Source organism: Bacillus subtilis subsp. subtilis str. 168 (assembly GCF_000009045.1).
Lineage (GTDB): Bacteria > Bacillota > Bacilli > Bacillales > Bacillaceae > Bacillus > Bacillus subtilis.
In genome coordinates this window covers 3,287,671-3,310,294 of record NC_000964.3, presented here as the reverse complement: position 1 = coordinate 3,310,294, position 22,624 = coordinate 3,287,671, and the positions used below count along the sequence as shown (strand labels likewise).

The window sequence follows — 22,624 nt, the reverse complement described above, 5'->3', positions numbered from 1 at the left end:
GTCTACAAGTGATGAAACCAGTCATGCTAAGCGTGTACGGGGCAGAAAACGTTTGTGCGAGCTGTGTAAATATGCCGACAGCCAAGGATACATACGAGTGGCTTGAGGCTGCGCTGAAAAGAAAATATCCAAATCAGCCTTTTGAGATGCAGTACATCGATATTCATGAGCCGCCTGACAATGAACATGCGAAAGAGCTTGCGGAAAAAATCAGAAATGACGAGTATTTTTATCCGCTTGTGCTTGTAGAAGACAAAATTGTCGGTGAAGGCAATCCAAAATTAAAAGACGTTTATGAGGAAATGGAGAAGCATGGGTATACAGAAAACCGCTGACTTGATCAGCGGTTCTTCTCTATCATTAACCGTTATGGTGTTTATACATCCACAGCAAGCCGGATTTCAGCATACGCGGAACACGGCCGATCAGCGGACGGTCAGCAACAAGCCCGAAGCCGGCTTTTTTTCCGAGTGAACCGAGGACGCCTTTCAGCTTAAACTGCGGCATTGATTCAGGCAGGGCTTCTCCATTCCAGCGTTTTTGCAAGATTTGGACAATCTGCTCTGCTTGAGCCTCTGCCAGCTGGGCGCTCGGTGCATGAGGAAGACTGGCGCAATCGCCGACAACGTACAGATGTTCATCACCTGGAAGATTATGATGAGGCGTTAATACAATACGCCCTTGTGCGTCCTTCTCCACATCTAAGTCTCTGACGACTTTGTTTGGCTGGATGCCGGCTGTCCACACGATGGCGTCTGCAGAAATCGGATCATCGTGGTTATACACAACGCCTTCTTCTACTTTTGTGATATTTGCCCTGTTAATAATGCGGACACCGTGCTCTTCGAACCATTTTTGCACATATTTGCTTAAACGCTCGGGAAAGCTTGATAAAATGAGATTACCGCGGTCGAACAAAATAATGTTCAGGTCATCACGGCTTTCTCTCAATTCACTTGCAAGCTCAACGCCGCTTAAGCCCGCTCCGACAATGGCGACGGTGGCATTAGCGCTCAGATTATTCAGCTTTTGGTAGGTTTCGCGGGACTGATCGATGGTTTGAATACTGTAGGTGAATTCAGGCGCTCCCGGCACGTTGTGATATTTATCCTCACAGCCGAGCCCGATTATGGCGTCATCGTAAGAAATCGGTTCACGATCTTGGAACAGCACTTGTTTTTGTACAATATCAATTGATGTGATATCACCGTATTGGACATCCAGGCGAGGGTGCTCTGGGAATGACACTCTGATATGATGGTCAGAAATTGTGCCTGCGGCAAGGGCATAATATTCTGTTTTCAAGCAGTGATAAGGATTTCTGTCAATTAACGTGATTGAAACATCATCAGGCAGCTGGTTTGGCAATAAGCGATGAAGAACGCGCATGTTCCCGTAACCTCCGCCGATCAAGACCAATTTTTTCATTTGAATTCCCCTTTAATCCGAAGAGTATGATAGATACATTGAAGAAAATACGAACTATGTAAAATAACATCTAGAATTATATCGAATTTGATCTAAAATCACAATAATAGTTTCAAAATAACCTACAATTTAGCCTGAAAACACAAATTAGTAAAACGTTATTTGAGAAATAATATGTTACGATAATAAATTTTGAATCATCCGTTGTCTTTGACGAATAGTGAAAAATTCGCGATAATGGACATATGTGAGGTGAAACCGCATGAATCCAATGATTGAATTTTGTGTCAGCAATCTGGCTCACGGCTCTCAGGAAGCCCGGGCGATTTTGGAGAAGGATCCCAACCTTGATGTCCTTGAATATGGCTGCTTAAGCTACTGCGGGACATGTATGGAATCGCTTTTCGCTCTGGTAAACGGAGAAGTCGTCATGGGTGAAACGCCTGCTGAGCTTGTTGAGAATATATATACCTTTATTGAAGAAAATCCAATGTTTTAAAGAAAAGGGCCTGGACAGGCCCTTTTTTATTTTGCCGTACAAAAGAACTAAAAAAATGTGTAGACATCAAAAAATATTATTGTTATCGTATAAAAGATATTTTTTTAAATAAAATTTAAGAGGTGTACGAGTATTCATGAATGTTCTGTGGGGGCTGCTGGGCGCAGTTGCGATCATTGCTATCGCGTTTTTATTTTCAGAAAAGAAAAGCAATATTAAGATAAGAACCGTCATCGTTGGTTTATGCACACAGGTGGCGTTTGGATACATCGTGTTGAAATGGGAAGCGGGACGCGCTGTTTTTTTATGGTTTTCAAGCCGTGTACAGCTTCTGATTGACTATGCGAATGAAGGCATCAGTTTTATTTTTGGACCGCTTCTAAAGGTCGGAGACAGTCCGGCATTTGCATTAAGTGTACTGCCCGTTATCATTTTCTTCTCAGCACTGATTGCAGTTTTATATCATTTGAAAATCATGCAGCTCGTTTTCCGTGTCATTGGCGGCGGATTGTCGAAGCTCCTTGGAACAAGCAAAACGGAATCTCTGGCGGCTGCTGCCAATATTTTTGTAGGACAATCAGAATCTCCGTTAGTGATCAAACCCCTGATTGCCGGGCTGACGCGCTCTGAGTTGTTTACGATTATGACGAGCGGTCTATCGGCAGTTGCGGGATCTACCTTGTTTGGGTACGCGCTTCTCGGTATTCCGATTGAGTACTTGCTGGCGGCCAGCTTTATGGCTGCTCCAGCTGGACTAGTCTTTGGTAAATTGATTATACCCGAAACGGAAAAAACGCAAACCGTAAAAAGCGATTTCAAAATGGATGAAGGCGAAGGCGCAGCCAATGTCATTGACGCAGCTGCAAAGGGAGCGTCAACAGGACTGCAAATTGCGTTAAATGTTGGGGCGATGCTGCTTGCGTTTGTTGCGTTAATCGCTGTAGTAAACGGTATTCTCGGCGGGGCTTTCGGCTTGTTCGGTTTAAAAGGCGTAACATTAGAATCCATTCTCGGCTATGTGTTTTCTCCTATCGCCTTTTTGATTGGCGTGCCTTGGCATGAAGCATTGCAGGCGGGAAGCTATATCGGCCAGAAATTGGTGCTGAATGAGTTTGTCGCTTATTCTAACTTCGGTTCGCACATCGGCGAGTTTTCTAAGAAAACTGCTACCATTATCAGTTTCGCGTTATGCGGATTCGCCAATTTTTCATCAATTGCGATTATGCTTGGTACGCTTGGCGGTTTAGCGCCCAGCCGCCGTTCAGATATCGCACGTCTCGGCCTGAAGGCTGTTCTTGCAGGAACATTAGCCAATCTGCTCAGCGCAGCCATTGCCGGCATGTTTATATAAACGATAAAAGCTCCTTGCGTCAGTGCAAGGAGCTTTTATGTATGAAAAACGGGGGATAATTGTATTGTGTCCGCTTATAATAGCTTTTATACTAAGAAAAAGAAAAAAAGTTGGAGGCACCTATGAACTCATTTCGATTTACCAAAATGCACGGCCTGGGAAACAGTTATATTTATGTGAATCAATTTGAAGAACAGCTTCCAGAAGAAAAACTGTCAGAGATTGCAATTCAGGTTTCTTCTGTTTATACAGGGATCGGATCCGACGGAATGATCCTGATATGCCCATCAGACCAAGCGCCTGTTAAAATGCGGATTTTTAATAATGACGGGTCTGAAGGGAAAAACTGCGGCAACGGCCTGCGCTGCGTCGCAAAATACGCATATGAGCATAAGCTGGTTGAGGAAACATCTTTTCTGATTGAAACTCTCTCCGGGCTTGTGAAAGCGGAGGTTCAAGTCGAAAACGGAAAAGTGAATGTGGTCACTGTCGATATGGGCGAACCGCGCTTGACAAAATCCGAGCTTCCTATGCTTGACGGCGGGGAAGAGCACACAATCAATGAAACGATGGCATTTGGTGAAGTAGAACTAACAGGCACTGCCGTTTCAATGGGAAATCCGCATATCGTTTTTCCGATCGCAGACATTGAACAGGCACCCTTAACGACACTGGGGCCGGTGATTGAGAAAGATCCGAGATTTCCGGAAGGCATCAATGTGGAATTCGTTGAAACCGTGAATGAACAAGAATTGCATTTCCGCGTCTGGGAACGGGGATCAGGGATTACTCAGGCATGCGGGACAGGAGCATGTGCAGCGGCAGTCGCATCTGTATTAAACGGCGTATCAAAGCGAAATCAAGACATCACGGTGCATTTAGCAGGCGGGGATTTGGTGATAAACTGGAAAGATAACGGCCATGTAATGATGACAGGGCCGGCTGAAACCGTTTGTGAGGGTGTCTATTTCTTGTAAAACACCTTGTTTGAGAATTGGAACGATCATGTTTATAATAAAAGACAGCAACCGGTTTTTAAAAGGAGGTTCATAATGATGAGCAACCCGGTAACAATTACAGAAGCAGCAGCTTTGCATATAAAAGATATGATGAAAGAGCATGAAGAAGAAAACGCGTTTCTGCGTGTAGGCGTCAAAGGCGGCGGCTGCAGCGGACTTTCTTACGGCATGGGCTTTGAGCATGAAAAGAGTGAATCAGACAGTGTGTTTGATCAGCACGGCATCACTGTTCTAGTTGACAAAGAAAGCCTTGACATCATGAACGGCACCGTGATTGATTATAAACAATCCATGCTCGGCGGCGGCTTCACCATCGACAATCCAAACGCCATCGCTTCATGCGGCTGCGGTTCTTCGTTCAGAACAGCAACGAATGCAGGCAAGCCTGAAGAGTGCTAAGCACTAAAAACGGATAGCAACTATTACTGACGCTTTTCTTAGCGATAAATCATCGTTAAGGGAGGCGTTTTTATTATGGGGAAATGATGCAGAGAGTTCCGGGAACTTCGGCAAGAGAAACGCTGCTTTGTTGTTTGATTTTTGTTGTAAATACAGCAAAGTTACGATATATTTAATGCGGAGTATATTTTATTGCATTTACAACAAAATCACGATAGGGAGTTGGTGATGAAGAAGATTTTTGGAATGGTAACAAGGTCAGTATGTGTTCCGTGTTTAAATATATAAAAGGGACACAAGACAATTGAATTTTAAATAAAGGGGCTGAATCCGAACAATGAGTGTAAAAATGAAAAAATGCAGCCGGGAAGATTTACAAACACTTCAACAATTGAGTATTGAAACATTCAATGACACTTTTAAAGAACAGAACTCACCTGAAAATATGAAAGCCTATTTAGAAAGCGCATTTAACACTGAGCAGCTGGAAAAAGAGTTATCTAATATGTCTTCGCAATTCTTTTTTATTTACTTTGATCATGAAATCGCTGGATATGTAAAGGTCAATATCGATGATGCTCAGTCTGAAGAAATGGGTGCTGAATCACTTGAAATCGAGAGAATTTATATAAAGAACAGCTTTCAAAAACATGGGCTTGGCAAACATCTGCTGAATAAAGCGATAGAAATTGCGCTGGAACGTAATAAAAAGAACATTTGGCTAGGTGTGTGGGAAAAAAATGAAAATGCCATTGCCTTTTATAAGAAAATGGGGTTTGTTCAGACCGGCGCCCACTCATTTTATATGGGTGATGAAGAACAAACGGATTTAATCATGGCTAAAACACTCATATAATATTTTTCGAAGGGTGGATGATGATGTATATTCCAAAATATTTTAAAGTCACAAATGCTGAAGAAATTTGGAATTTTGTACAAGAAAACTCCTTTGGTACGGTTGTCACAACAGAACAAGGAAAACCAATTGCCACACATTTGCCGTTAGGATTCAATAAAAAAGACGATCATTACTATATTACGGGGCATTTCGCTTATGGAAATCCTCAGTGGAGAACGTTTGAAGCCTGTGAAGATGTGCTTGTGATGTTTCAGGGACCGCACGCTTATATTTCTTCTTCCTGGTATTCGCGCGAAAATGTTCCGACGTGGAATTATCAGGCTGTCCACATGTATGGAAAAGCAAGTATGTTAGAGAAAGATGAATTAGCAGAAGAATTAACAATCATGTTGGAGAAATACGAAAAACATCGTGACAATCCTGTGTTATGGGATAAGCTTTCTCCAAAACTCTTAGAAAGTGAATTGAAAGGTATTGTTGGATTTAAGATTAAGGTGGAAGACATTCAAGCGGCATATAAATTAAGCCAGAACCGAAATGAAACGGATTATATGAACGTCATTGAACAGTTGCAAAATGAAGAAAATCCAAATGCAAAACAAATGGCAGAACTGATGGAAGATAAACTCAAAAAGCAAATATAAGCTTACTTTGCTGAAGAAGTAGCAGAAAACGCCAACTCAAGCGGAGAACCGCTGACTTGGCGTTTTTTTATGATTAATATTTATCCCCATTAAAAATGGAATTCTTCACAATCACATAATCCACATTGCGGATGGCGTTAAGCTTTGTTCCGCCTGCATAAGAAATAGAAGATTGAAGATCCTGCTCCATTTCAATCAGTGTATCCTTGATTGAGCCTTTATGCGCCACGTGCATTTTTTTGCCTTCGACATTTTTCTTTTCGCCTTTTTGGAATTCAGAGGCTGAGCCGAAGTACTCCTTGTAAAGCTTTCCGTCTTTTTCGATCGTTTGGCCTGGCGATTCTTCGTGTCCGGCAAATAGTGAACCGATCATGACCATCGTTGCGCCGAATCGGATTGATTTTGCGATGTCGCCATGGGTGCGGATGCCGCCATCCGCGATAATCGGTTTGCTGGCAGCCTTGGCACACCAGCGCAGCGCTGCTAATTGCCAGCCGCCTGTGCCGAAGCCTGTTTTGATTTTCGTAATACATACTTTTCCCGGTCCGATGCCGACTTTAGTGGCATCCGCTCCCGCATTTTCAAGCTCTCTGACCGCTTCCGGCGTTCCGACATTGCCAGCAATAACAAAGCTGTCCGGCAAATGTTTTTTAAGGTGCTGGATCATTTCAATGACAGCATTTGAGTGCCCGTGAGCAATGTCAATTGTCACGTATTCAGGAGTCAGATTTTCTTCTGCCAGCTGGCGGACAAATTCATACTCCTCATCTTTGACGCCCACGCTGATAGAAGAGAATAACCCGCGTGCGTTCATATCTTTAATAAAATCAATTCGTGTCTCAGGCTCAAATCGGTGCATCACATAAAAGTAGCCATTTTCGGCTAATGAAATCGCTAGTTTTTCATCTATAATCGTCTGCATATTGGCAGGGACGACGGGCAATTTAAATGTATGTCCGCCTAAACGTACGGATGTATCACATTCTGAACGGCTATTCACAATGCATTTTGCAGGAATTAGCTGAATATCTTCGTAATCAAATACGTTTTCCATGGTTTTCACTCCTAAAAACGAATATTTAAAAGTATAATATATGAAATGTTCGCCTTATATAATGTACTCTGTTTTATTTAGGATGTCAAACATTATGATTTGCTGGCAGGTGTGGTGCAAGTGCCGAAGCTTGTCATGCAGGGTGAGTTTAGGTATCATAGTTTTAACGAATGGTCTTAGAGAGCGGATCAAAACGCGAATGATATACGTTCAGCAAAGCTTGGTCGTTCAGCACCAGGCTTTCTTTATGGCATGGACATGGGAAAGGAGCGAATAAGATGGCCCAAAACGAAGAAAAAACACCGAAGTCCCAAAAGATTCAGGACCGCATTATTATGGCAATGATCTGGGTAGTCGCAGCCCTTGTGATTGCGCTGGTTGTAGGAACTGCATTGAATTATATAAATATCTTCAAATAAAAAAGGAGCTGTGTCGCAGACACAAGCTCCTTTTTTTATTATTTATTTTCAAAAAGACTTGTTGAGTGAAGAGGCTGTACGCGGGCTTTCGGGTCCATGTAAGCCTTGGCGTTGTTCACTGCTGTCGGTGCCTCGCCGAAGCCGCTGGCAATCAGGTTGACTTTTCCTTCGTATGTACAAATGTCACCTGCTGCAAAGAAGCCTTCGATATTTGTTTCCATTGTTGATTTCACGACAATGGAATTTTTCTCGATGTCCAGGCCCCAGTTTTTGATCGGTCCAAGAGATGAAACGAAACCGTAGTTGACGATTAAGTCATCAATTTCTAAAATCTCTTTGCGGTCGCCTTTCACTTCTTCAAGCACTAGCTGTTCGATTTTGTCTTCGCCGATCAGCTCCGCAGGGACGAATGGTGTCAGGACATTAACCTTCGACGCATGAAGGTTTTCCACACTGTGCTCGTGCGCTCGGAACTTGTCGCGGCGGTGAATGATCGATACTTCTTTTGCGATTGGCTCAAGCATAAGCGCCCAGTCAACCGCGGAATCTCCACCGCCAAGGATCGCAACGCGTCTGCCGGCGAATTTTTGCAGATCATCAACGAAGTAATGGAGGTTTTTGCCTTCATACTGCTCGGCATTTTCAAGTTCCAGCTTTCTCGGTTTGAATGCGCCGTTTCCTGCAGTTATGATGACCGTTTTAGAGTAGTGGGTTTCTTCATTTGTTACAAGCTTAAACACGCCGTCCGCTTGTTTCTCAACAGATTCAACCGCTTGCTCCAGACAAATGGTTTGGTCGAATTTCGCCATTTGCTCTTTTAGGTTATTGATAAGCTCTTGCGCGCGGATTTTCGGGAATCCCGCTACATCATATATATACTTCTCAGGGTATAGGGCGCTAAGCTGTCCGCCGAGCTGAGGCAGGCTTTCGATAATTTTGACGCTTGCCTGTCTCATCCCGCCGTAAAAAGCGGTGAATAAGCCGACCGGTCCCCCGCCTATAATTGTAATATCATAAACCTTTGTATCCTCTCGCATACGAAAATTGCCTCCTAAATGAAAATTGTTATTAATTATACCATATTGCCGTTCAAATTGACGAGTCAGCAGAAAAAATCGTAAGGATCTAACGTGCCCATCCGTTCTTGAAAATATTTCCGCAGGCCGCTACGATAATAACCAAATGAAATGATCTTTTTCTGAATGTTTCTTGGGCCAGCCGGATAAACATGATAATAGTGCTACGGGTAAGGACTTCACAAAAAACTTTTCAATATATTTCATAAAATCCCGCCAATAAGCTGAAGCTAACACAAATGATGATTTTATTATGGGTCTAACAAAAGCAAAAAAAGAGAAGGTGGATGTGATGGCATTGAATAAGCCCAAAATCGTGATTTTAGGTGCAGGATATGGCGGATTGATGACGGTGACAAGGCTGACGAAGTATGTCGGGCCGAATGATGCTGACATTACGCTTGTAAATAAACACAATTATCATTATGAAACGACATGGATGCATGAAGCGAGCGCGGGTACGCTCCATCATGACCGCTGCCGTTATCAGATAAAAGATGTAATCAACCAGTCACGGGTGAATTTTGTACAGGATACCGTAAAGGCAATCAAAATTGATGAGAAAAAAGTTGTGCTTGCGAATGGAGAATTGCAGTACGATTATTTAGTCATCGGGCTCGGCGCCGTGCCTGAAACGTTCGGCATTAAAGGCTTAAAAGAATATGCGTTTCCGATTGCCAACATCAACACGTCGCGCCTGCTGCGGGAACATATTGAGCTGCAGTTTGCGACTTACAATACGGAAGCGGAAAAACGGCCGGACAGGTTAACGATCGTTGTTGGCGGTGCCGGATTTACGGGAATTGAATTTCTTGGCGAACTGGCTGCTCGCGTGCCGGAGCTCTGTAAGGAATATGACGTTGACAGAAGCCTTGTCCGCATCATTTGTGTGGAAGCAGCGCCGACCGTTTTGCCGGGCTTTGATCCGGAACTTGTTGATTACGCCGTACATTATCTTGAGGAAAACGGAGTTGAGTTCAAGATCGGAACGGCTGTACAAGAATGTACACCAGAAGGAGTCAGAGTCGGCAAAAAAGATGAAGAACCAGAGCAGATCAAATCGCAAACCGTTGTATGGGCGGCAGGTGTCCGCGGCCATCCGATTGTGGAGGAAGCCGGTTTTGAGAATATGCGCGGCCGAGTCAAAGTCAACCCTGATCTCCGCGCCCCGGGACATGACAATGTCTTTATTCTCGGCGACAGCTCGCTGTTTATGAATGAAGATACAGAGCGCCCGTATCCGCCGACTGCGCAAATTGCAATGCAGCAGGGCATAACGGTCGCTAAAAACCTTGGCAGGCTTATTAAAGGCGGAGAGCTTGAGGAATTCAAGCCGGACATTAAGGGAACAGTGGCTTCTCTTGGCGAGCATAACGCGGTTGGGGTTGTTTATGGCAGAAAGCTGAAAGGCACGCCCGCTTCGTTTATGAAAAAAGTCATTGATAACCGCTCACTGTTTATGATTGGCGGACTCGGACTGACATTGAAAAAAGGCAAGTTCAAGTTTTTCTAAAAACCCGCGGAAGCGGGTTTTCTTTATTAAAAAACGCCAAAATAAAAAGAGAACGAGAGGAAAACAAGTATGTTTCCGCTTACATCAAAAGATTTGTCACATGATCTGACTTTATTGTTGACAGCTTGATATGGTATATTATCAGAAAATTAAGAAAAAGGGTGATGATTAGATGAAAACTGCAACGACAACCGCTTCACATGCATGCCCATTTTGTTCAGGGAAAGGATATTTTCAATTGATTCTCGGCGGTTCAGAGACTTGTCCGTCTTGCCAGGGGACAGGAAAAGACAGTCATTCTTTTTCCAGCCGTTGACTTTATTTCAGCCCCCGCGTTACACTAAAAACAACGCAGGGGGGTGGAATAGGTTGATTAGTCTGCCAGTCGTAATCATCTCAATTGTTTTGTTTTTTGTCTTGTTTTTTGGAATCGGTTTCTTATTAAACATGCTGCTGAGAATGTCTTGGATTATGGCTGTGATTTATCCAATTGTATGCCTTTTCATTATCAGCAAAGAAAAGCTGATCAGCTATGTCCAGTCGCCGGGAGAATCCTTTGCCAGCCTGTTTCATCGTGTCTTATCATTAGCGGCTGCTGATGTGCTGATTTTAGTCAGCGGTTTGGCCGGCGCCATCGTGTCCGGTATAGCGATCAACATGCTTAGAAAAAGAGGATATCAAATGTTTTAAATGCCGCTTTCTTCTAAAGAAAGCTTTTTTTATGCGTTCAGCTCATTCACCATTTTGAATAATGCTCTCTCCACTTGGGAACAATGATTCGGAGGAGAGGTGAATGATGTTGAATATGATCAGACGTTTGCTGATGACCTGTTTATTTCTGCTTGCATTTGGCACGACATTTTTATCAGTGTCAGGAATTGAAGCGAAGGACTTGTCAAAATGGGTGCAGGAACATCAGGAAAAGCACTTGAAGCATGCAGGACTGAGATTAAAAGCATTGCAGCAGAAACAAACACAAACCACGTCCGCGGCTGAGGATAAAACAAAACCGTTAGAAGAGGCATTTGATTGGGATGAATATCCAGTCCAAAGAGTAACAGCAACAGGCTACACAGCAGGAGCTGAGTCGACGGGCAAAAATCCCGGTGATCCATTATACGGGCTTACATATTCAGGTGTGAAAGTGAAACGGGATTTATATTCCACGGTTGCTGCTGACCCGTCCGTTTTCCCGATCGGAACAATTTTATTCATTCCGAACTACGGTCTCGGAGTTGTGGCCGACACAGGATCAGCTATTAAGGGAAACCGCCTTGATCTGTACTTTGAGACAGTCAAAGATGTATACAATGAATGGGGCAAAAAAACCCTTGATGTATATGTGATTAAAAAGGGAACGGGAAAGATTACCGAGGATGAGCTTGAGAAGCTCAATGAAACAAAATCTTTGCAAGTGTTCAGAAATCAATATAAAACGGTGAAAGAATAAAACGCTCCAGCGAAAGCAGGAGCGTTTTTTTTACATGAAAAAGTAAGCGAGTACCAATGTCAGTAAAATACCTGTTAATCCTCCGAAAAAGACTTCGATCGGCTGATGTCCGAGAAGCTCTTTCAGCTTTTTTTGCTTTTCTTTCTCTGCAGCCTTAGGGAAGTCCTTCGCTTCATTTACGAAACGGTTAAAATCAATAACAAGCTTATTAATGACTGTTGCCTGCTCACCGGCGTGACGTCTGACGCCAGTTGCGTCAAACATGGTTATGACGGCGAAAATGGCGGAAACCGCAAAGAGTGAGGAGTCTAATCCATGCTCCAAGGCTACGCCTGTAGAAAGCGCAGTGACCGCTGCGGAGTGAGAGCTAGGCATGCCGCCTGTGCTTGTGACCAGCGACCAGTCCAGTTTTCTGGACACGATAAACTGTATGGGCACTTTGATGACCTGAGCAAAAATAATTGCGGCCAGGCTTGATAATAAAGGAAAATTCGTTAAAAGTTCCATCGGCGACATCCTTTCTATTTGAAAAATCCTTCGTGTTTCAAAAGAAAAAAGCAAGTCTTAGACTGTTGTTTGTTAAAATAAGTATAGTGGAAAGAATGTTTTTCCTATTATACCATTGTTCATTACAAATACCCATTACGTTAGGAGTGTAAGCCTCATGTTTTATGCGGTTCAACAATCAGAGCATACAGAAACCCTTGTTGTCGGGCTTTTTCAAAAAAGCCAGCTGACAGGAAAAGCGTTGGAAATTGATGAAATGCTCGAAGGCCATCTGACACAGCTTTTAAAAGAGGGTGATGTCTCTGCGAAACCGAATCAAGTATCAAAAGTATTCCCTCCATCTTCTGCGGGTATGAAACGGATTTATTTCGTTGGCCTGGGGAGAGAAGCAAATTATTCGTTTGAACAGGCGAAGGAACGTTTTGCTCATGTTTTTCAAGCCATTCATAAAGATCGAAAACAAGAAACTGCTGTTCTGCTTGATACGTTTATTTCGGAAGACGTGCCTCCAGCCGATGCCGCTCATGCTTTAGCTGAGAGCTGCCTGCTTGCTTCCTATGAGGTGCAGGATTATAAGCATAAATCAAATGAGCCTGACAAACAAATTGAAGCCGTGTATGTTGTAACAGATGAAGATACACAGGAAGTGCAGGCAGGGCTTCGCGTCGGCCAGGCATACGGACAAGGGACAAATTCGGCTAGAACGCTTGTGAATATGCCGGGAAACATGCTGACAGCGACTGACCTCGCTTCGTATGCTGAAGAGCTTGCGGCGAAATATGATTTTGAGTGTGAGATATTGGAGAAATCAGAGATGGAAGAGCTCGGTATGGGCGGAATACTTGCGGTAAACCAAGGCTCCACCGAACCGCCGAAAATGATTGTGTTGAAATATCAGGGCAAAAAGGAATGGGAAGACGTCGTCGGACTAGTCGGGAAAGGAATTACCTTTGACACAGGCGGCTACTCCATTAAAACGAAATCTGGAATTGTTGGCATGAAATCAGATATGGGAGGAGCAGCTGCGGTTCTCGGGGCTATGGAAACGATCGGAGAGCTTCGTCCTGAACAAAACGTGCTGTGCGTTATTCCATCAACCGATAATATGATCTCCGGCGGGGCCATGAAGCCGGATGACGTGATCGTATCTTTAAGCGGAAAAACAATAGAAATCCTTAATACGGATGCTGAAGGAAGGCTAGTGCTTGCAGATGGCATTACATACGCGAAACAGCATGGCGCATCAGTTCTTGTCGATGTAGCTACGCTTACCGGCGGCGTCGTTGTGGCATTAGGAACAGAAACAACCGGTGCAATGACAAATGATCAAAGCTTTTACCAGCAGGTAGCTGATGCTGCACAAGAGTGCGGCGAGGCGATCTGGCAGCTGCCGATAACAGAGAAGGATAAAAAACGCGTGAAAAGCAGCCAAATGGCGGATCTCAGCAATTCACCGGGACGCGAGGGACATGCGATTATGGCAGGAACGTTTCTTGGTGAATTCGCTGAGTCAACACCTTGGGTTCACCTTGATATTGCAGGCACAGCGACTGCCAATAAAGCAACCTGCTTCGGACCGGCCGGGGCTACTGGCGTTATGGCAAGAACACTGGCTACACTTGCGGAGCGATTTACATTGGAAGAAGATAAAAACGAGTAATGAAAAATCCCTGCTGTATGATGCGGCAGGGATTTTTTCTTCCGAAATCTTTAGTTGACTAAAGTGGATCGGTTATGATACGATACGTTCGTACTTTATTTATCTACTACATTAGCAAACTAAAGGATTTTTGGAGGGGTATCATCATGAATGCAGTCGTCATCGCAGTCCTGCTTATGCTTGTATTAAGCCTGCTGCGTGTCAATATTGTTATCGCATTAATTATAGGCGCCTTGGCCGGCGGGTTAACAGGCGGGCTCGGTCTTGGCGAAACGGTTAAAGCTTTCACAGACGGTCTCGGCGGAAATGCCACCGTTGCAGTTAGCTATGCCATGCTTGGCGCGTTTGCCGCCGCTTTGACGAAAACGGGTCTTCCGGACGCAATGGTGGAAGCCTCCGTTAAATTAATCGGAAATAAAGAAGATTCTCGAAAAAAAGCACTGTCTAAGGTGCTGATTGTGCTGATTATTTTAATTGTATCTTGTTTTTCGCAAAACGTCGTTCCGGTTCACATCGCGTTTATCCCGGTGCTGATTCCGCCGCTTTTGAAAATCTTTAATGAACTTGAAATGGACCGCCGTCTGATCGCGTGTGTAATTACATTTGGCTTAACGGCTCCTTATATTTTGCTTCCGGTCGGTTTCGGCCAAATCTTCCAAGGCATGCTGAAGGACAATATGGCGGATGCCGGGTTAAACGTTCCGCTTGCTGATATTCCGTACGCACTGATTATTCCAGTTGCAGGTATGGTTGTCGGCCTTATTTTATCAGTGATCGTATACCGTAAACCGAAACAATATGAAACAAAAGACATTTCAGGTGCAGAAGCATCGCCATATACGAGAAAAAGTATTGGTATCGCGGTTCTAGCCATTGTTGTGTCACTCGGCGTCCAGCTTTACTTATCTCAGACTTTGGGAGTAGAAGGAATGATTATGGGGGCGCTCGCTGGTCTGATTGTTCTGTTTGTCAGCGGTGTGATGAAGCGTGATGAAGCGGACTCACTGATTACTGATGGAATGGTTTTAATGGCCTTTATCGGCTTTGTCATGCTTGTTGCAGCCGGATTTTCAAACGTATTGACGAAAACCGGAGATGTCGAGTCACTGGTCAAAACGTCAGCTGGTTTTATCGGACACAGTCAGTCCTTGGGCGCATTGCTGATGCTCATTGTCGGCTTATTAATTACAATGGGGATCGGATCTTCTTTTGCGACCATTCCTGTTATCACAACCATTTTCGTGCCTCTATGCATGCAGCTTGGATTCAGCCCGATGGCAACGATTGCGATTATCGGGGCTGCTGCTGCGCTTGGCGATGCCGGTTCACCTGCCAGTGACAGTACGCTTGGGCCGACTTCAGGTTTGAGTGCGGACGGCCAGCATCACCACATTTGGGATACTTGTGTGCCGACATTTATATTTTATAATATTCCGCTTGTCATCTTTGGCTGGATTGCAGCGCTTGTTTTATAGGAAAAAGGCTCCCCTTTACTGGGGAGCCTTTTCTCGTTATGATAAAAAAACCGTCCAATAGAACGGTTTTTACGTAGATGATATGTGATTTCTGTTAAAGCCGGTTGCTTTATGAATAGAGCGGTAGATTGCTGGTGCGATAAACGACAGTATCACAGCCAGCGCTGTATCTTTTACCATAAACCAAATCATAAAGCCCCAAGCCGTGCCGTAGCTCACTGGCGTATGAATCCACAGCTTCAGTGCAAGATACATATAGGTAGTGCCGATGAGATACATGATCGCCGTTCCGATAAGTGAAGCAATGAGAAATCGAATTTTACTTGGCTGAATGTTTCGTTCTAAAAACCATCCCGCTGCAAATGCTGCCGGAATGTATGAGATAATAAACCCGCCGCTTTTCCCTGCAAACGGTGCGAAGCCTGCTGAAAATTGAGCAAACACAGGCGCTCCGGCCAATCCCACAAGTGCATATACAATCATGGCAATCGCTGCCCGTTTGCTGCCAAGAAGCAAAGCTGCCAAGAGACAGAAAAACGGCTGCATCGAAAGCGGAATGCCGGCTACTTGTAAAAAGGGTGCTACTGATGTAATGTTGGCCCCGACAGCCATAAGTGCGGCGAACATGCCAATCAGCGCCATATCTCCCGCACGAAGTTTACGTTGTTTCATCGTTGTTCCCCCTTAGGTTGACATACACAATCATAGAGTAATAAAGAACAAAAAGATTGTCAACATGATTTTAAATTAGGTTAACAAAAAGGAGGCCCATATGTATTTCGGAAAAACAAGACAGTCCGATCAATCTGGAAGAGTGCCGCCAAATCAAAACGTCACCACTTCATTTCCTGTGCTTCATACCGGAGATGTCCCATATTACGAAGATATGACGAAATGGAATCTTCAAGTATACGGTTTGGTTGACCATCCGATGCTGCTAAGCTTTGAAGATGTCAAAGCCTTTCCACGGTATGAATCGAAAAACGACATTCATTGCGTCACGGGATGGTCAAGGCTTGATAATGTGTGGCAAGGCGTGCGGGCTTGTGATATAGCGGAAAAAGCGGGTGTAAAAGAAGAAGCGGGCTACGTCATTTTACATGCTGAAGAGGGCTGGACGACCAATCTGCCGCTTGATGATTTCTTAGCGGAAACTTCCCTTCTGGCTTATGCGCATAATGGCGAACCTTTAACCCCTGAACACGGCTTTCCGCTGCGGGGTGTATTTCCGCATCTGTATTTTTGGAAAAGCGCCAAGTGGCTGCGCGGCATCCAATTTACGAAAGAAAATCACCCTGGCTTTTGGGAGCGGAATGGCTATCACATGAGAGGCGACCCTTGGCAAAATCAAAGGTTTACATGGGATTAAGGTTCTATTTCAAATAGGACAATACGCATCTTTATTAGGTTTTTACTTCCATATTGATAGTCTGCAGGTACCTTATTTGATCAAGGTGCCTTTTTTATTCGGGAAAAAGTTGACTTTCTTTGGAAGAAAACCTATTATTTGAGGTGTCTAGTTGATAGTGAAAATCATTATCATACATTGCGGTTTAGTTTAAGGAGAGGAATGTCGTACTGCATGAAAGAACAAACAACAGACCGGACAAATGGCGGGACATCAAACGCATTTACGATTCCTGGTACGGAAGTGCGTATGATGTCTTCACGCAATGAAAACCGTACCTATCACATTTTTATCTCGAAACCTAGTACGCCGCCGCCACCCGCTGGTTATCCTGTGATTTATCTGCTGGATGCCAATTCTGTCTTCGGAACGATGACGGAAGCCGTTCGAATACAGGGACGCCGACCCGAAAAAACCGGGGTGATCCCTGCAGTGATCGTCGGCATTGGCTATGAGACAGCGGAGCCGTTCTCCTCAGCACGCCACCGGGATTTTACAATGCCAACAGCCCAATCGAAGCTGCCGGAAAGGCCCGACGGCAGAGAATGGCCGGAGCATGGCGGAGCGGAGGGCTTTTTCAGATTTATTGAAGAGGATTTAAAACCGGAGATAGAACGAGATTACCAGATTGATAAAAAAAGACAAACAATCTTTGGCCATTCGCTCGGAGGGCTTTTCGTGCTGCAGGTGCTGCTAACAAAGCCCGATGCGTTTCAAACGTATATCGCGGGAAGTCCGTCCATTCATTGGAATAAACCGTTTATTCTCAAGAAAACGGACCATTTCGTCTCTCTCACCAAGAAAAACAATCAGCCTATCAATATCCTGCTTGCCGCAGGAGAATTAGAGCAGCATCATAAAAGCCGGATGAATGATAATGCAAGGGAGCTTTATGAGCGGCTGGCCGTTTTATCTGAACAAGGTATACGGGCAGAATTTTGCGAGTTTTCAGGAGAAGGACATATTTCAGTTCTTCCTGTTTTGGTCAGCAGGGCGCTGCGTTTTGCGCTTCACCCTGACGGACCGCATCTATCAATGGGCTGAGACATACTCAGCCTTGCCTTTAAAAAAATATTTGTCACTGAAATTATATTTGACTGTCACATGACATTTGGATATGATTATTTTTATAATTGATAATGATAATCATTATCAATAGATTGCGTTTTTCAAGGCGCAGCAGTCTTTTTCGCTGGATGTCTGTTTGGCATTTAGAGCGAAGAAAGGAATTGATGATATGAATGCAAAGGGTATAGAGGGAAAAATTGCTTTTATAACAGGGGCTGCCCAAGGAATAGGCGAAGCTGTTGCGCGGACGCTTGCCAGTCAAGGCGCACATATTGCGGCAGTTGATTATAATCCTGAAAAGCTGGAAAAGGTTGTGAGCAGCCTCAAAGCAGAAGGCCGCCATGCAGAAGCTTTTCCTGCGGATGTGAGAGACAGCGCGGCGATTGACGAGATCACGGCGCGCATCGAACGTGAAATGGGGCCGATTGATATTTTAGTGAATGTAGCGGGTGTCCTTCGCCCGGGACTGATCCATTCGCTTAGCGATGAGGAATGGGAGGCGACGTTCTCAGTGAATTCGACTGGCGTATTTAACGCCTCGCGTTCAGTCAGCAAATATATGATGGACCGAAGATCGGGTTCGATTGTAACAGTCGGATCGAATGCTGCCGGTGTACCAAGAACATCTATGGCGGCATATGCGTCTTCAAAGGCTGCGGCTGTGATGTTTACGAAATGCCTTGGCCTTGAGCTTGCAGAATACAATATTCGCTGCAACATTGTATCTCCCGGATCAACGGAAACAGACATGCAGTGGTCATTATGGGCCGACGAGAATGGAGCGGAGCAAGTCATAAAAGGATCACTTGAGACATTTAAAACAGGGATCCCGCTCAAAAAACTAGCCAAGCCTTCGGATATTGCGGATGCGGTGCTCTTTTTGGTTTCTGGCCAGGCAGGGCATATTACGATGCATAATTTATGCGTAGATGGCGGCGCGACCTTAGGCGTGTAACTGAATTTAAAGGAGGTTCATGAGAATGTTGGATCAAAACGTTATAACAGAAACAAAAGCGGAGCATTTGCTTCATGAATATCAGCCGGGCGCCTTTTTCTTAGCGTCTCCTCATCGTGTACTGTTAGCGAAAGGCATATGTGAAATTGTACCGGAGGCAGACGGGCAAAACCAAATGGAAACCCTTTCTGGCCGAATTGCAGAGGCGTTACGTCAGGCAAAACAATCAGGGCAAAGCCGGCCGCTTGTTGTCGGGGCCGTTCCTTTTGATCAAGTAAAAGCAGCGCGGCTCGTTGTACCTGAAGAAGTGCGCTGGTCAGGACCGCTTCAATTTGATCATGAGGAAAAGGAACAGCAGGCTGGGCATACATACCACATAAAGCCTGTTCCTGAACCTGAGGATTATAAAAATGGTGTTGAACAAGGGCTGGCACGCATTGCCGATGGAACACTCAGCAAAATCGTCCTGTCCAGATCGCTGCATTTGACATCGCCTGAACCGATTCAGACGGATGAATTGCTTCGCCATCTGGCTCAGCATAACTCGCATGGCTACACGTTTGCCGCAGACGTGTCCAGTCAGGAGGAAACGTCTCCCCGCAGAACATTGCTCGGAGCAAGTCCGGAGCTTCTCGTTTCAAGGATGGGAACACAGGTCGTTTCCAACCCATTAGCCGGCTCAAGACCGCGCAGTAATGATCCTGTTGAAGACCAGCGCCGGGCAGCTGAATTGCTTTCTTCCGCAAAGGATCTTCATGAGCACGCGGTTGTCGCTGACGCGGTTGCGGCAGCGCTGAGACCTTTCTGCCGGACGCTGGAGGTTCCGGAGAAGCCTTCACTGATCAAAACGGAAACGATGTGGCACCTGTCCAGCGTGATTAAGGGAGAGCTTTCCGACCCGTCTGTAACCGCACTTGAATTGGCGGCGGCGCTCCACCCGACGCCAGCCGTCTGCGGAACACCGACTGATCTTGCAAGAGAAGCGATTCTCAGCATTGAACCATTTGACCGCGGTTTCTTTACCGGCATGGTCGGATGGTGTGACGATGCCGGTGACGGAGAATGGATCGTGACCATCCGTTGTGCAGAAGCAGAAGAACGCTCACTCCGCCTGTATGCTGGAGCTGGTGTTGTGGCCGGTTCAAAGCCTGAGGACGAGCTTCAGGAGACGTCCGCAAAGTTTCGGACAATGCTGCGGGCAATGGGCGTGGATCACATATGAACAGAATGAATTGCTGGAGGGATACAACATGCTGAAAGGATTTACGCCTTGGCCTGATGAGTTAGCTGAGACCTATCGAAAGAACGGCTGCTGGGCCGGTGAGACGTTTGGAGATTTGTTAAGGGACCGGGCAGCCAAATATGGTGATCGCATTGCCATTACATGCGGAAACACCCATTGGAGCTATCGAGAGCTTGACACAAGGGCTGATCGCCTGGCTGCCGGATTTCAAAAGCTCGGCATTCAACAGATGGATCGTGTTGTGGTGCAGTTGCCAAATATCAAAGAGTTTTTTGAAGTCATTTTCGCGCTTTTCCGTCTGGGGGCGCTTCCAGTCTTCGCACTGCCTTCTCATCGAAGCAGTGAAATTACATATTTTTGCGAGTTTGCTGAAGCGGCTGCATATATCATTCCCGACGCTTATTCCGGTTTTGACTACCGTTCGCTTGCCAGACAGGTTCAAAGCAAGCTGCCGACTTTGAAAAACATCATTGTCGCAGGTGAGGCAGAGGAATTTTTACCGCTGGAGGATTTGCATGCAGAACCTGTAAAACTGCCTGAAGTCAAATCATCGGATGTGGCGTTCCTCCAGCTTTCTGGCGGGAGCACCGGGCTATCGAAACTGATTCCGAGGACCCACGATGACTACATATACAGCCTGAAGCGGAGTGTGGAGGTCTGCTGGCTCGACCACAGCACGGTGTACTTGGCCGCGCTGCCGATGGCACACAATTATCCGCTGAGCTCACCCGGCGTTCTCGGCGTATTATACGCTGGAGGAAGAGTGGTATTATCTCCTTCTCCAAGTCCAGATGACGCATTTCCTTTAATTGAACGGGAAAAGGTCACGATAACCGCTCTTGTTCCGCCTCTTGCGATGGTATGGATGGATGCGGCATCCTCACGCCGTGATGATTTATCCAGCCTTCAAGTGCTGCAGGTCGGCGGTGCCAAGTTTAGTGCTGAAGCCGCGCGCAGGGTAAAAGCTGTTTTCGGCTGCACGCTGCAGCAGGTGTTCGGAATGGCAGAGGGTCTCGTCAATTATACGAGATTGGATGATCCTGAGGAGATCATTGTCAACACCCAAGGAAAACCGATGTCTCCATATGATGAAATGCGTGTTTGGGATGATCATGATCGCGACGTAAAACCTGGTGAAACAGGCCATCTGCTGACGCGGGGGCCGTATACAATTCGAGGTTACTATAAGGCAGAAGAGCATAACGCCGCTTCATTTACTGAGGACGGTTTTTACCGTACGGGTGATATCGTCAGGCTGACACGAGACGGCTATATTGTCGTTGAAGGCCGGGCGAAGGATCAAATTAACCGTGGAGGAGAAAAGGTTGCGGCTGAAGAGGTAGAAAATCATCTGCTGGCGCATCCGGCTGTCCATGATGCGGCAATGGTCTCCATGCCTGATCAATTTCTTGGCGAAAGATCTTGTGTGTTCATTATTCCCCGGGATGAAGCCCCAAAAGCCGCAGAGCTTAAAGCATTTTTGAGAGAGCGCGGACTGGCGGCATATAAAATCCCTGATCGAGTTGAATTTGTCGAATCCTTCCCGCAGACAGGAGTAGGAAAAGTCAGCAAAAAAGCGCTCCGTGAAGCCATTTCCGAGAAGCTTCTTGCAGGATTTAAAAAATAAAACAACAATTTGAGAGGAAGTGTTCATATGGCTATACCTGCCATTCAGCCGTATCAAATGCCGACAGCATCTGATATGCCGCAAAACAAAGTATCATGGGTGCCTGATCCGAATCGGGCTGTCTTGTTAATACACGATATGCAAAACTATTTTGTTGATGCTTTCACAGCGGGAGCGTCTCCGGTAACAGAGCTTTCAGCGAATATACGAAAGCTGAAGAATCAATGTGTTCAGCTTGGGATTCCTGTTGTCTATACCGCACAGCCGGGAAGCCAAAATCCGGATGACCGTGCGCTGCTGACAGACTTTTGGGGCCCGGGATTAAACAGCGGTCCTTATGAGGAGAAAATTATAACCGAGCTGGCACCAGAGGATGATGATCTTGTGCTGACAAAATGGAGATACAGCGCGTTTAAGAGAACGAATCTGCTTGAAATGATGCGCAAAGAGGGACGCGATCAGCTGATCATTACAGGAATTTACGCCCATATCGGCTGTCTTGTTACAGCATGTGAAGCATTTATGGAGGATATTAAAGCCTTTTTTGTGGGAGATGCAGTTGCTGATTTTTCATTAGAAAAACATCAAATGGCGCTGGAATATGCGGCTGGACGCTGTGCGTTTACCGTGATGACTGACAGTCTTCTTGATCAGCTGCAGAATGCGCCGGCAGACGTTCAAAAAACGTCAGCAAACACTGGCAAAAAGAACGTGTTTACATGTGAGAATATCCGTAAACAAATTGCTGAGCTTCTACAAGAAACACCGGAAGACATCACAGATCAAGAGGATTTGCTCGATCGTGGTCTTGATTCGGTAAGGATCATGACATTGGTGGAACAATGGCGCCGTGAAGGGGCAGAGGTGACTTTCGTGGAATTGGCTGAACGCCCAACGATCGAAGAATGGCAGAAATTGCTCACAACTCGCAGCCAGCAAGTGCTGCCAAACGCGGATTATTTATAAAAGG

25 protein-coding genes are annotated in these 22,624 nt (G+C 45.4%); 20 read left to right on the top strand and 5 right to left on the bottom strand.

Annotated elements, in window-relative coordinates:
• Nucleotides 1-8: 8 nt before the first annotated feature.
• Nucleotides 9-335 carry a putative sulfur oxido-reduction management enzyme gene (yuzD, locus tag BSU_32210; RefSeq protein ID NP_391101.1) on the top strand — a complete coding sequence of 109 codons (327 nt, stop codon included), beginning with the start codon at nt 9-11 and terminating at the stop codon, nt 333-335.
• Nucleotides 336-360: 25 nt separating this feature from the next.
• Here yuzD and yutJ read toward each other — a convergent pair whose 3' ends face one another.
• Nucleotides 361-1,428 (bottom strand): putative NADH dehydrogenase, encoded by a 1,068-nt coding sequence (yutJ, locus tag BSU_32200; protein NP_391100.2) that lies wholly within the window; start codon nt 1,426-1,428, stop codon nt 361-363.
• A gap of 262 nt (nt 1,429-1,690) precedes the next feature.
• Between yutJ and yuzB the strand changes: the two genes are divergently transcribed.
• The 6 genes from yuzB to paiB all read left to right on the top strand — a co-directional run bounded on the left by yuzB (nt 1,691) and on the right by paiB (nt 6,199).
• On the top strand, nt 1,691-1,927 hold the full coding sequence (gene yuzB, locus BSU_32190) for a hypothetical protein (RefSeq protein ID NP_391099.1): 237 nt from the start codon (nt 1,691-1,693) through the stop codon (nt 1,925-1,927).
• A gap of 136 nt (nt 1,928-2,063) precedes the next feature.
• Complete coding sequence (yutK, locus tag BSU_32180) at nt 2,064-3,278, top strand: putative Na+(H+)/nucleoside cotransporter (protein ID NP_391098.1); 1,215 nt, start codon at nt 2,064-2,066, stop codon at nt 3,276-3,278.
• Nucleotides 3,279-3,400: 122 nt separating this feature from the next.
• On the top strand, nt 3,401-4,255 hold the full coding sequence (gene dapF, locus BSU_32170) for a diaminopimelate epimerase (RefSeq protein ID NP_391097.1): 855 nt from the start codon (nt 3,401-3,403) through the stop codon (nt 4,253-4,255).
• A 78-nt stretch (nt 4,256-4,333) separates the two neighbouring features.
• Entirely contained in the window at nt 4,334-4,696 is a 363-nt protein-coding gene (sufA, locus tag BSU_32160) for a sulfur carrier chaperone involved in Fe-S cluster assembly (RefSeq protein ID NP_391096.1), read from the top strand.
• Between the two features lie 337 nt (nt 4,697-5,033).
• The gene (gene paiA, locus BSU_32150) at nt 5,034-5,552 is read left to right on the top strand and encodes a polyamine N-acetyltransferase (protein ID NP_391095.1); all 519 of its coding nucleotides are present in this window, start codon (nt 5,034-5,036) and stop codon (nt 5,550-5,552) included.
• A 23-nt stretch (nt 5,553-5,575) separates the two neighbouring features.
• Nucleotides 5,576-6,199, top strand: a complete 624-nt coding sequence (gene paiB, locus BSU_32140; protein NP_391094.2) for a transcriptional regulator (regulates paiA expression) — start codon at nt 5,576-5,578, stop codon at nt 6,197-6,199.
• Between the two features lie 73 nt (nt 6,200-6,272).
• Here paiB and guaC read toward each other — a convergent pair whose 3' ends face one another.
• Nucleotides 6,273-7,253: a GMP reductase (NADP-dependent) gene (gene guaC / locus BSU_32130; RefSeq protein NP_391093.2), complete on the bottom strand. Its 981-nt coding sequence runs from the start codon at nt 7,251-7,253 to the stop codon at nt 6,273-6,275.
• A gap of 278 nt (nt 7,254-7,531) precedes the next feature.
• Between guaC and yuzG the strand changes: the two genes are divergently transcribed.
• Nucleotides 7,532-7,672, top strand: coding sequence for a conserved protein or unknown function (gene yuzG / locus BSU_32120; protein ID NP_391092.1), 141 nt, complete (start codon nt 7,532-7,534; stop codon nt 7,670-7,672).
• 38 nt (nt 7,673-7,710) lie between these two features.
• Here the strand turns inward: yuzG and trxBB are convergent, their stop codons facing one another.
• The gene (gene trxBB / locus BSU_32110; protein NP_391091.2) at nt 7,711-8,709 is read right to left on the bottom strand and encodes a ferredoxin-NADP+ reductase (flavodoxin); all 999 of its coding nucleotides are present in this window, start codon (nt 8,707-8,709) and stop codon (nt 7,711-7,713) included.
• Between the two features lie 331 nt (nt 8,710-9,040).
• On the opposite strand from trxBB, the gene yumB reads away from it, so the two are divergent.
• From yumB to spsC, 4 genes are all read left to right on the top strand, one after another.
• Complete coding sequence (gene yumB / locus BSU_32100; protein ID NP_391090.1) at nt 9,041-10,261, top strand: putative NAD-disulfide oxidoreductase; 1,221 nt, start codon at nt 9,041-9,043, stop codon at nt 10,259-10,261.
• Nucleotides 10,262-10,433: 172 nt separating this feature from the next.
• Entirely contained in the window at nt 10,434-10,577 is a 144-nt protein-coding gene (yuiA, locus tag BSU_32090) for a hypothetical protein (RefSeq protein NP_391089.1), read from the top strand.
• A gap of 53 nt (nt 10,578-10,630) precedes the next feature.
• The gene (yuiB, locus tag BSU_32080; RefSeq protein ID NP_391088.1) at nt 10,631-10,951 is read left to right on the top strand and encodes a hypothetical protein; all 321 of its coding nucleotides are present in this window, start codon (nt 10,631-10,633) and stop codon (nt 10,949-10,951) included.
• Nucleotides 10,952-11,054: 103 nt separating this feature from the next.
• A complete protein-coding gene (gene spsC, locus BSU_32070; RefSeq protein NP_391087.1) occupies nt 11,055-11,711 on the top strand; it encodes a stationary phase survival protein in 657 nt (218 codons plus the stop codon).
• Between the two features lie 30 nt (nt 11,712-11,741).
• Here spsC and yuiD read toward each other — a convergent pair whose 3' ends face one another.
• On the bottom strand, nt 11,742-12,218 hold the full coding sequence (gene yuiD / locus BSU_32060; protein ID NP_391086.1) for a putative integral inner membrane protein: 477 nt from the start codon (nt 12,216-12,218) through the stop codon (nt 11,742-11,744).
• A gap of 157 nt (nt 12,219-12,375) precedes the next feature.
• Between yuiD and pepA the strand changes: the two genes are divergently transcribed.
• Both pepA and hisP read left to right on the top strand, forming a co-directional pair.
• Nucleotides 12,376-13,878: a cytosol aminopeptidase gene (gene pepA / locus BSU_32050; protein NP_391085.1), complete on the top strand. Its 1,503-nt coding sequence runs from the start codon at nt 12,376-12,378 to the stop codon at nt 13,876-13,878.
• A gap of 146 nt (nt 13,879-14,024) precedes the next feature.
• Nucleotides 14,025-15,353 carry a histidine / basic amino acid transporter gene (gene hisP, locus BSU_32040; protein NP_391084.1) on the top strand — a complete coding sequence of 443 codons (1,329 nt, stop codon included), beginning with the start codon at nt 14,025-14,027 and terminating at the stop codon, nt 15,351-15,353.
• Nucleotides 15,354-15,422: 69 nt separating this feature from the next.
• On the opposite strand, the gene bioYB is transcribed toward hisP, so the two are convergent.
• Complete coding sequence (bioYB, locus tag BSU_32030; protein ID NP_391083.1) at nt 15,423-16,025, bottom strand: putative biotin transporter; 603 nt, start codon at nt 16,023-16,025, stop codon at nt 15,423-15,425.
• Nucleotides 16,026-16,125: 100 nt separating this feature from the next.
• Here bioYB and yuiH point away from each other — a divergent pair, with 100 nt between their 5' ends.
• From yuiH to dhbB, 6 genes are all read left to right on the top strand, one after another.
• Nucleotides 16,126-16,722 (top strand): putative molybdopterin containing enzyme subunit, encoded by a 597-nt coding sequence (gene yuiH, locus BSU_32020; protein NP_391082.1) that lies wholly within the window; start codon nt 16,126-16,128, stop codon nt 16,720-16,722.
• Nucleotides 16,723-16,935: 213 nt separating this feature from the next.
• On the top strand, nt 16,936-17,805 hold the full coding sequence (gene besA / locus BSU_32010; protein ID NP_391081.2) for a bacillibactin trilactone hydrolase: 870 nt from the start codon (nt 16,936-16,938) through the stop codon (nt 17,803-17,805).
• A 193-nt stretch (nt 17,806-17,998) separates the two neighbouring features.
• Entirely contained in the window at nt 17,999-18,784 is a 786-nt protein-coding gene (gene dhbA / locus BSU_32000; protein NP_391080.2) for a 2,3-dihydro-2,3-dihydroxybenzoate dehydrogenase, read from the top strand.
• Between the two features lie 25 nt (nt 18,785-18,809).
• Nucleotides 18,810-20,006 (top strand): isochorismate synthase (siderophore-specific), encoded by a 1,197-nt coding sequence (dhbC, locus tag BSU_31990; protein ID NP_391079.2) that lies wholly within the window; start codon nt 18,810-18,812, stop codon nt 20,004-20,006.
• A gap of 28 nt (nt 20,007-20,034) precedes the next feature.
• Nucleotides 20,035-21,654, top strand: coding sequence for a 2,3-dihydroxybenzoate-AMP ligase (dhbE, locus tag BSU_31980; RefSeq protein NP_391078.1), 1,620 nt, complete (start codon nt 20,035-20,037; stop codon nt 21,652-21,654).
• Between the two features lie 27 nt (nt 21,655-21,681).
• Complete coding sequence (gene dhbB / locus BSU_31970; RefSeq protein ID NP_391077.1) at nt 21,682-22,620, top strand: isochorismatase (siderophore specific); 939 nt, start codon at nt 21,682-21,684, stop codon at nt 22,618-22,620.
• Nucleotides 22,621-22,624 lie beyond the last annotated feature (4 nt).